6 protein-coding genes and 1 pseudogene are annotated in these 7,083 nt (G+C 43.8%); 5 read left to right on the forward strand and 2 right to left on the reverse strand.

What is annotated here, in order from left to right:
* Together AB3112_RS06595 and AB3112_RS06600 are read left to right on the forward strand one after the other, a co-directional pair.
* A partial coding sequence (locus AB3112_RS06595) for a plasmid replication initiation protein (protein WP_367334145.1) occupies positions 1 to 837 on the forward strand: 837 nt, incomplete at its 5' end.
* A 209-nt stretch (positions 838 to 1,046) separates the two neighbouring features.
* Positions 1,047 to 1,244, forward strand: a complete 198-nt coding sequence (locus AB3112_RS06600; RefSeq protein ID WP_002320226.1) for a hypothetical protein — start codon at positions 1,047 to 1,049, stop codon at positions 1,242 to 1,244.
* Positions 1,245 to 1,288: 44 nt separating this feature from the next.
* Here AB3112_RS06600 and AB3112_RS06605 read toward each other — a convergent pair.
* Positions 1,289 to 1,630: pseudogene (locus AB3112_RS06605) on the reverse strand (aldo/keto reductase); the annotation flags it as partial.
* 243 nt (positions 1,631 to 1,873) lie between these two features.
* Between AB3112_RS06605 and AB3112_RS06610 the strand changes: the two are divergent.
* Genes AB3112_RS06610 through ppx form a run of 3 tightly spaced genes read left to right on the forward strand, consistent with a single transcriptional unit; the run spans position 1,874 to position 6,539 of the window.
* Positions 1,874 to 3,418 (forward strand): HD domain-containing protein, encoded by a 1,545-nt coding sequence (locus AB3112_RS06610; RefSeq protein ID WP_367334146.1) that lies wholly within the window; start codon positions 1,874 to 1,876, stop codon positions 3,416 to 3,418.
* Complete coding sequence (locus AB3112_RS06615; RefSeq protein WP_367334147.1) at positions 3,415 to 5,592, forward strand: RNA degradosome polyphosphate kinase; 2,178 nt, start codon at positions 3,415 to 3,417, stop codon at positions 5,590 to 5,592. Before AB3112_RS06610 ends, AB3112_RS06615 begins: the two co-directional genes overlap by 4 nt.
* Positions 5,592 to 6,539: an exopolyphosphatase gene (ppx, locus tag AB3112_RS06620; RefSeq protein WP_014939344.1), complete on the forward strand. Its 948-nt coding sequence runs from the start codon at positions 5,592 to 5,594 to the stop codon at positions 6,537 to 6,539. Before AB3112_RS06615 ends, ppx begins: the two co-directional genes overlap by 1 nt.
* A 114-nt stretch (positions 6,540 to 6,653) precedes the next feature.
* Here ppx and AB3112_RS06625 read toward each other — a convergent pair.
* Positions 6,654 to 7,083 (reverse strand): RDD family protein (locus tag AB3112_RS06625; protein WP_367334148.1); only part of this gene is annotated, 430 nt, incomplete at its 5' end.

Raw genomic sequence — 7,083 nt, forward strand, 5'->3', positions numbered from 1 at the left:
ATGCATTTTAATCCCAAAACAGGGAAAAATGAACCCAACCGACTTTACCTGGCCGAACTAGATATGCGATCAACGGACGTCTATTTACGCGGTGAATATGGCCAAAAAGAGCCGCAAACCCTTGCTACGAGCGAAAGTCTAAAAAATAGACCTTCGCGGGAGACCGTTGAAACCCTTGCTACGAGCGAAAGTCTAAAAAATAGACCTTCGCGAAAGTCCGTTGATGACACCCCGCAAACCCTTGCTACGAGCGAAAGTCTAAAAAATAGACACGATCTAGATAAAGAACTTAAAGCAAGAGATACTAATAGATACAATATAGATACAGCAGAACTAGACTTTTTCACAGAAAATTATTCAAAAGCTGAAATCCAAAAACAAAACCAAGACCTGATCGAACAAGCTTATAAGTTTCTGACAAATGATGAAGCTGGAATCCCATTTGAGCCAGAAACGGTTAAACTAATTTCATTATGGACGAACAATCCTAAACAGGTTCGTAAATTTATCGGCATTATTTTAAACGCCAGAAAAGCCGTGCAGGAAGAACACAACATTAGTTTCATTTTAGATGATGAACCAGAATTACAAGCAAAAATCACACAAACAATTAGACGCTACTTTAACGCCCTTAGAAGTGATGATAAAAAAATCAGAAATCAAGAAAATTACTTATATATCACAATGAAAAATATGTTTGAAAATTATGGTAGTGCCAGACAACAACGGGAATATCGTGCTGAACATCCAACAAAAAAAGACCGTGAAGAAGCATTTATCAATGGACTTAAAGGTGGACTACCTGAATCAATTAGAAACGCAGAAAATTATAAGTAGCCGTTAAAAGCCATAAAATGCCATATAAGCCACTTTATAGTTAAAACGACTAATTATCTGTTTGATATATAAAAATGGCTGAAACACAAAAATAAACGCCTTAATTGGCTTTTTAATAGCACCAGTATAAAATATAGAGAGAGGTAAGAACGTAAAATATTAAATGAGATTCAAAGCGAGTTAGCAAAAGTATGAAAGGAGTTTTTTAAATGGCACAAGCGATAAAAGAATCTGAACGAATTGAACAATTATTGGCTGACCCTTGGGCAGTCGATATTCAAGCAATTTGGGAACAAGCATTGCATAATCCTGATCCTGATAAGCGGAAGCTTTTTGACGCCTTACACACGTACGTTTTAGATAAGCGCCAGGAACAAATTATCAACGAAAAAAAGTTTGTAATTTAATATGAATGAACAAAGAAAATATATCATAGTAGCAGGAATAAATGGCGCAGGTAGTTGGGTTCACCATGGGGTGTCCAGATACCAGGGCCTTGGCGGGTTTGACCAACCTTATCAGAAATGAAAATCTGGTCACGGTTGGCGGCGCCCTTTAAGCCTTCAGCCAGATAGCGATCGGCGAACCACGGACCGTAAGAATCGGCAGTGTCAAAAAAGTTGATTCCAAGTTCAGTCGCGTGGGTAACAACATCGGCCGCACGGGCAGGGTCAGCATATGGACCCCAAGTGCCTTTACCAGTCAGCTGCATGGTCCCGTACCCCAGGCGGTTGACGACAAATTGATCATCAAATTTTTAAGTGCCAGCGTTTGCTGCATTTAGTTCAGTCATCAATTACACTTCTTTCTGACAATAATTTGGTACAGGTCTATTTTCAAACCGTTGCTGCCTGATGTCAATCAAACAAACGCTCAATCGTTTGTGGTTAGTTAATTTTACGAAAAATGACAAAAAGTTGTGATCCAAGCTATACGGATGGGTCAGCACCCTGTAAAATATTGTATACTTACGTTGATAAGAGAGATTTATGAATAGCTGTGTTTGATTGGGGAATCCATACAGAAGGTGAAAACGATGGCAGTAAAGTATTATGGCGTGATGATGGTGAATGTTCAGGGATCTGAATTGTTGATCGTGAATTTAAAGAACCTGAAGCCACTAGAGCACGTCAAAAAAGATATTAACCTGGGAGACGATGTCTATCAGGACCAACCCGTGAAGTACGAATCCGTTAACCGGGTGTCCGAAGCTTTGACCGGATTCATTCAAATTTTGAATGATTACGGTGTGACCAACTACAAACTATTTGGCAGCAATGCCCTTCACCAAGCGATCAACTCAGATTTTATTGCCGATCAGCTCTTTTTACATACCGGCATGAATATTGAGTGGCTTTCAACAAGTGAAGAAACTTATTTCAGAAATCAGAACATTTCAGTTGAGTTGACGAAGGACAAGCAAAACGACAAGCGCACCACTTTTTTGGTGGGAATCACTTCTGGAAATACTGCCATTACGGAGTTCAAGGAAGGTAAATTTGTCGATTCCACCAGTTTTGCCTTGGGGCCAATCAAAATTGCCGAGGACTTGCAGAGTTTGCGGCAAACGGCACCCAATTCAATTGGGCTGTTGAACGATTACATTGATTCCAAATTGAACGACTTTTATATCGGTAATCCTGCCAGCGTCGTGTCCAGTAAAGTTCCCACCAAGATCATTTTGCTGGGGTCGCTGCCTTTGCAACGGCTAGTGGAAAATTACGGCCACACCAAGGCCAGTGACACGATCACTGCCAGTGATTTCACCGGATTAGTGGACGACTTGGTTGATGCTTCCGATCAATTTTTGATTGAACGGCTCCAAGTTGATCCGGATTACATTCCCTTGGTGCTGCCGGAACTGCTGTTGACCAGACGGATTTTGAGATTAACCAATGCTTCTGAGATCGGGTTTTCCGATTCGGGGGTCGTTGATGGCCTGGTCAATCAGGAAGCCTTGGAACAGGGCTACTCAAAACGGGATTTCACACCCGAGATTATTCGTTTGGCTTTAAACCTTTCCAAACACTATGATGTTGAGCCGGTCCACCGGGATTTGGTAACCAAATTTGCCCTGCATTTATTTGATCAATTAAAGCCGCTGCACCAACTTGGGCGCCGTGAGCGAATCCTGCTTCAGGTTGCCTCAATTCTCCACGATGTTGGGAACTACGTTGGCATCCATGAACACTACCTGCATTCCGAGTATATTATTCTCCATTCAGAAATCATTGGGTTGTCCCGGGATGATATTCGGGTGATTGCCGCAATCGCCAGATATCACAGTTCGACGACACCCAATGAGGACTTAATTCACTTCCAGCATATCTCAGCTGAAAGCCGGCGATTAATTGCCAAGTTAGCGGCAATTCTGCGTTTGGCAGATGCCCTGGACGACGACCGCCAGCAGAAGATTAAAAAAGTCTCGGTTTCAATCAAGGAATCCAAAGTTGTCATTACAACGTTCAGCAATGCCAATCTGGCCTACGAAAACTGGATCTTCAACACCAAAAGTCAGTTCTTTACTGAAGCATATGGTTATAAGGCCGTTCTCAAACAAAGGGGTGTAAAGGCAAAATGACAGACAAAATTGATTTTAAAAATCCCAAATACTATAACAACCGTGAACTGAGTTGGCTGGATTTTAACGAACGCGTCCTCGAAGAAGCCCGGGATAAAAATAATCCATTATTAGAACGGGTCAAATTCTTAGGGATCACCCAAAGTAACCTCGATGAGTGGGTAATGGTTCGGGTGGCGTCACTGGCAAAATTGGTTGAAGTTAAGTGGGATGGCAAAGATTCATCCGGCCGTTCTGCAGAAGAACAGCTCCGAGACGTCAACGTGAAAGCCCATGAGATGTTGGTTCGACAATACAGCACCTTAAACCGGTCGTTGTTGCCGGCGCTCAACCAAGTTGATATTCATTTACTAAAAGTGGGTGATTTAACCCCCGAGCAATACCAGTTCATTAAAGGATACTTCCACGATGAGCTTTATCCAGTGCTCACCCCAATGGCGGATGACAGTTCGCGCCCGTTTCCATTTATTAATAACGACTCATTGAATTTGTCACTGCGGCTTAACAAGAAGGATGATGAAGAGGGCAAGACGCTGTATGCGACGCTTCAAGTCCCTAGTATCTTCTCGCGGGTTATCAAACTCCCCGGTGGCGATAACGACTTTATTTTAATTGAAGATATTATTAAGCAATTCGTCGATCAATTATTCATTAACTATACGATCAAAGAAGTCAGTGTCTTCCGGGTGATTCGGGACATGGACCTGGATGTCGCTGAAGAAGATACCTCTGACCTATTGAAAAAGGTTCAACAGCAGCTCAAATTGCGTGAACACGGCCAAGTGATTCGTTTGGTAGTAGATTCAACTATCAGCAGCAAGCTTCGAAAGCGACTGGTCAAGGAACTTCAGACGGCCAAAGATTCGGTCTATGAAGTTAACGGCCCACTTGACTTGACCTTCATGAGCAAATTAGCTGGTAAGGTGATCGGTCATGATGATTTGAAATATCGACCGTTCAAGCCTTATCAACCGGCAGCTTTAGACTCCGATCACAACATTTTTGATGCCATTCAAGAGCATGACTGGCTGATGCAGCATCCATACGACAAATTTGATTCCGTCGTTGAATTTATCCGTCAGGCATCCGTTGATAGTGAGGTCTTAGCGATCAAGATGGCCCTCTACCGGGTCTCTGGTGATTCGCCAATCATCAAATATCTGGGACGAGCTGCTCAAAATGGCAAGCAGGTGACGGTTTTAGTGGAAGTTAAAGCGCGATTTGATGAAGAAAACAACGTCCATTGGGCCCGTCAGCTGGAAAAGATGGGCTGCCATGTGATTTACGGCCTGGTTGGGTTAAAGACCCACTCCAAGCTGTCATTAGTCGTTCGTCGAGAAGAAAATGGGATTCGCCGTTACGTTCACATGGGGACCGGGAACTATAACGACGTGACTGCCCACTTCTACACCGATTTGGGTCTGTTGACCTGCAATACTGATATTGGCATTGACGTCACGAACATTTTTAACATGTTATCCGGTTATTCACGGCCACCATACTTCCATCAGCTGCATATTTCTCCAAATGGGATTCGTGAATTTATCACCGAGCGACTGGATGAAGCGATTAAATATGCCAAGCAGGGCAAACCGGTTCATGTTCAAATGAAGATGAATTCGCTGTCTGATCAGGATATGATCGCCAAATTGTATGAGGCATCCCACGCTGGCGTAACCGTTGATTTGATTATCCGGGGAATCTGCCGCTTAAATACCGGCATTAAGGATGTTAGTGATCACATCACGGTTCATTCGATTGTTGGCCGATTTTTGGAGCACAGTCGGATTTATATGTTCAATTTTGATGGTGAACAACAAGTCTATCTGGCCAGTGCCGATCTGATGACTCGGAATTTGAACCGACGAGTTGAACAGATGTTTCCAGTCCTTCAACCGGATTTGGCCCAGCGAGTGGTCAGCATCTACACCACCATGTGGAATGATAACGTCAAGACAAGGACCTTGGACAAGAACGGTGTCTACAAACGAGTGGACAGAAGAGGCCGGGAGCCATTGGATTCTCAAGAATTCTTTGCAGCTCAGGCAACTCGGTTGACCGAGGCTCAGCAAGGAGAGAATCGGCCCAAGAGTGGGGCCCAGTTTCAGCCGATGATGAGCCCACAAAATCAGCCTGATCCATTCAATGATGAAGATGGGGGCGACAACCAGTAATGGAAAATTTGGCGGTGATTGATTTAGGATCCAACTCAGTGCGGATGACCATTAGCCGAATCAGTGACGATGGCACCTACGAGACAGTTGCTCAAGAAAAGGAATATGTTCGACTGTCCGAGAATATGGGGGTTGAGAAAATTCTGCAGCCCGAAGCCATTGAGCGGACTATCAGTGCTTTGAAGAACTTCAAAACGATTTATTCAAAGCTTGACCATCTCAATATTGTTGCGGTGGCCACAGCGGCGGTTCGACAAGCGACCAATCAGAAGCAATTTTTAAAACGGGTCAAAAATGACATTGGCATTAATCTCAACGTAATTTCCGGGACCCGGGAAGCTTACTATGATTATGTTGGTGTCAGCGAGACCCTGCCGGCAACCAATGCGGTGATTATTGATACCGGTGGTGCCAGTGCCGAGATCGTCCTAGTTCAAAACGGCAAGGTCAGCAACTTGATCAGCATTCCAATTGGGTCAGTCACCTTATCATCAAAATTTGATTTGGCTGACGACATTGCTGCTACTGAAGTCTTTAAAGCAATGATTTTCGTTAACAAAATTTTCCAAAGTGTCTGGTGGCTGCGAAACGGTTTGAACTTGCCAATTATTGGCTTGGGCGGCAGTAATCGAACCCTGGCCAAGATTAATCGGCGGTTCAATAATCTGTTGGACACCAATGACATCCACGGCTATCAATTACGGGATGACGCCATTAATGAAACTTTTGAGCGCATTATTGGCATGAATCTTGACGAACGCAAAAAGGTTCCCGGAATTAACAAGGAACGGGCTGATATTATTGTCGGCGGTCTGATCCCCGTCATTTTACTGATGAACTATTTGGATTCAGACAGGATTATGTTTTCAACCAGCGGCCTGCGAGAGGGGATCTTGTTCGAGCGGCTGCATGATATTATTCAAGAGAATATTAAAACCAAGGAATAATTAAATTCTTTCATTCACTCAAAAATGGGCTTGGGCAAAACTAACTGTTTTGCTCAGGCCCATTTGTGCTTTAATTTTCAATACTGCCCGTTTAACTAGCGGGAAGCTTACCAGCTATTTTCCTATACTTGCTGTGTCCGTCCCGCTCAACCGTTCAAAGAACAGCAGATGTTTTTGCGAGAACCAGTCAATCAATAAGTCGACAAAGACCAGCAGCAGGCCAACCGACAGAATTAGCACAACGTGGAGAATGCTGATTAATTGTGCTTTGGGCGCGGTTGCCGTCATGTCTAACAATCGGCCGACAATCTCGTATAGGCCGCCGATCACCCCGTAGCCAAACAAATTACGGATTAAGATTTTCGACCAGCTGGCTGTTTGGCCATTACGATCAATCACTTTGATGCCAACCAGGCGCATGCCAATCGTCTGCTGGCGGCTGAGTTCCAGTACCAGGATAAAGATGACAAAGCCAATCGCGATGCCAATCCAGTGTGGAATCAGGAAAATGCCCAAAATATTGGTCAACAGATCAATGATGATC

It is taken from the genome of Lentilactobacillus sp., assembly GCF_040773105.1.
Lineage (GTDB): Bacteria > Bacillota > Bacilli > Lactobacillales > Lactobacillaceae > Lentilactobacillus > Lentilactobacillus parabuchneri.

Coding starts and splice junctions, on each gene's coding strand:
- AB3112_RS06600 (WP_002320226.1), top strand. CDS start 1,047: ATGGCACAAGCGATAAAAGAATCTGAACGAATTGAACAATTATTGGCT.
- AB3112_RS06610 (WP_367334146.1), top strand. CDS start 1,874: ATGGCAGTAAAGTATTATGGCGTGATGATGGTGAATGTTCAGGGATCT.
- AB3112_RS06615 (WP_367334147.1), top strand. CDS start 3,415: ATGACAGACAAAATTGATTTTAAAAATCCCAAATACTATAACAACCGT.
- ppx (WP_014939344.1), top strand. CDS start 5,592: ATGGAAAATTTGGCGGTGATTGATTTAGGATCCAACTCAGTGCGGATG.